This window comes from Terrisporobacter othiniensis (assembly GCF_000808015.1).
In the GTDB taxonomy this organism is placed as follows: domain Bacteria; phylum Bacillota; class Clostridia; order Peptostreptococcales; family Peptostreptococcaceae; genus Terrisporobacter; species Terrisporobacter muris.
Window position 1 is genome coordinate 1 of the sequence record NZ_JWHR01000049.1, and the last position, 1,680, is coordinate 1,680.

The 1,680-nt window shown below is 50.5% G+C and carries 16 tRNA genes and 1 rRNA gene; all 17 read left to right on the forward strand.

What is annotated here, in order from left to right:
* Positions 1 to 50: 50 nt before the first annotated feature.
* A tRNA-Val gene (locus QX51_RS04550) sits at positions 51 to 126 on the forward strand.
* Between the two features lie 16 nt (positions 127 to 142).
* Positions 143 to 219, forward strand: a tRNA-Asp gene (locus tag QX51_RS04555).
* Positions 220 to 238: 19 nt separating this feature from the next.
* Positions 239 to 313, forward strand: a tRNA-Thr gene (locus tag QX51_RS04560).
* A gap of 9 nt (positions 314 to 322) precedes the next feature.
* A tRNA-Tyr gene (locus QX51_RS04565) sits at positions 323 to 407 on the forward strand.
* Positions 408 to 423: 16 nt separating this feature from the next.
* Positions 424 to 497 (forward strand) — tRNA-Gly (locus QX51_RS04570).
* A 15-nt stretch (positions 498 to 512) separates the two neighbouring features.
* Positions 513 to 589, forward strand: a tRNA-Arg gene (locus QX51_RS04575).
* A gap of 7 nt (positions 590 to 596) precedes the next feature.
* Positions 597 to 672: transfer RNA gene (locus QX51_RS04580), tRNA-Gln, on the forward strand.
* A gap of 11 nt (positions 673 to 683) precedes the next feature.
* Positions 684 to 759 (forward strand) — tRNA-Lys (locus tag QX51_RS04585).
* An 8-nt stretch (positions 760 to 767) separates the two neighbouring features.
* Positions 768 to 856: transfer RNA gene (locus QX51_RS04590), tRNA-Ser, on the forward strand.
* Between the two features lie 7 nt (positions 857 to 863).
* Positions 864 to 956, forward strand: a tRNA-Ser gene (locus QX51_RS04595).
* Positions 957 to 963: 7 nt separating this feature from the next.
* A tRNA-Pro gene (locus tag QX51_RS04600) sits at positions 964 to 1,040 on the forward strand.
* A gap of 9 nt (positions 1,041 to 1,049) precedes the next feature.
* A tRNA-Ile gene (locus QX51_RS04605) sits at positions 1,050 to 1,126 on the forward strand.
* A gap of 9 nt (positions 1,127 to 1,135) precedes the next feature.
* Positions 1,136 to 1,211 (forward strand) — tRNA-Trp (locus QX51_RS04610).
* A 37-nt stretch (positions 1,212 to 1,248) separates the two neighbouring features.
* A tRNA-Pro gene (locus tag QX51_RS04615) sits at positions 1,249 to 1,325 on the forward strand.
* Between the two features lie 6 nt (positions 1,326 to 1,331).
* Positions 1,332 to 1,408: transfer RNA gene (locus QX51_RS04620), tRNA-Ile, on the forward strand.
* A gap of 3 nt (positions 1,409 to 1,411) precedes the next feature.
* Positions 1,412 to 1,487 (forward strand) — tRNA-Phe (locus QX51_RS04625).
* 119 nt (positions 1,488 to 1,606) lie between these two features.
* Positions 1,607 to 1,680: ribosomal RNA gene (locus tag QX51_RS04630) — 16S ribosomal RNA — on the forward strand; the annotation flags it as partial.

The window sequence follows — 1,680 nt, forward strand, 5'->3', positions numbered from 1 at the left end:
AGCCGGCTGTGAGGGTTCGATCCCCTTCACCCGCTCCATTTATTTATCCCGGGACCATAGCTCAGCTGGGAGAGCACCTGCCTTACAAGCAGGGGGTCACAGGTTCGAGCCCTGTTGGTCCCACCATAAAACTTATAAATGCGGCCTGGTAGTTCAGTTGGTTAGAATGCCAGCCTGTCACGCTGGAGGTCGAGGGTTCGAGCCCCTTCCAGGTCGCCATAATAAGATTAAACACTATGCTGGTGTGGCTCAACGGTAGAGCAGCTGACTTGTAATCAGCAGGTTGTAGGTTCGATTCCTATCACCAGCTCCAAAAGACTTAGGAGGATTTCCCGAGCGGCCAAAGGGGGCAGACTGTAAATCTGTTAGCAATGCTTTCGGTGGTTCGAATCCACCATCCTCCACCAAAGAATAATATTATATGCGGGTGTAGCTCAATGGTAGAGTTCCGGCCTTCCAAGCCGGCTGTGAGGGTTCGATCCCCTTCACCCGCTCCAGTAAAAAAAAAATATGGGTGCATAGCTCAGCTGGATAGAGCAACGCCCTTCTAAGGCGTGTGTCCGGGGTTCGAATCCCTGTGCGCTCACCATATATACTGGGGATTAGCCAAGTCGGTAAGGCACATGACTTTGACTCATGCATGCGTAGGTTCGAGTCCTGCATCCCCAGCCATATAAAAATATGACTCATTAGCTCAGTCGGTAGAGCACTTGACTTTTAATCAAGGTGTCCGGAGTTCGAATCTCCGATGGGTCACCATAAAATTTGGAGAGGTGTCCGAGTGGTTTAAGGAGCTGGTCTTGAAAACCAGTGATGCTTAACGGCACCGTGGGTTCGAATCCCACCCTCTCCGCCAAAATAATGGAGAAGTACTCAAGTGGCTCAAGAGGATCCCCTGCTAAGGGATTAGGCTGGATTAAACCGGTGCGAGGGTTCGAATCCCTCCTTCTCCGCCAATTTTTACGAGGTGTAGCGCAGTTTGGTAGCGCACTTGGTTTGGGACCATGGGGCCGGGGGTTCGAGTCCCTTCACCTCGACCAAAATAATATGGACCATTAGCTCAGTTGGTTAGAGCGCCCGGCTCATAACCGGTAGGTCTGGGGTTCGAGTCCCTGATGGTCCACCATATTTACATAGGGGTGTAGCTCAGTTGGTAGAGCGTCGGTCTCCAAAACCGTGCGCCGGGGGTTCGAGTCCCTCCACCCCTGCCATATAAAATTTAAAGTAGTATTTTACTAATTTATACTTCGAGGTGTAGCGCAGTTTGGTAGCGCACTTGGTTTGGGACCATGGGGCCGGGGGTTCGAGTCCCTTCACCTCGACCAAAATTAGGGCTTATAGCTCAGGTGGTTAGAGCGCACGCCTGATAAGCGTGAGGTCGCTGGTTCGAGTCCAGCTAGGCCCACCATTCGCCCAGATAGCTCAGTCGGTAGAGCAGGGGACTGAAAATCCCCGTGTCGGTGGTTCGATTCCGCCTCTGGGCACCACAAAGAACTTTGAAAATTAAACAGTAGGTTAACAATAAATTAATTCTTTAAGAATTAAACTGAAACAACAAACCAAGCCAGATATTCAGATAATGATTAGTCTGAGCAATGGACAACTTTTTTATGAGAGTTTGATCCTGGCTCAGGATGAACGCTGGCGGCGTGCCTAACACATGCAAGTCGAGCGATTCTC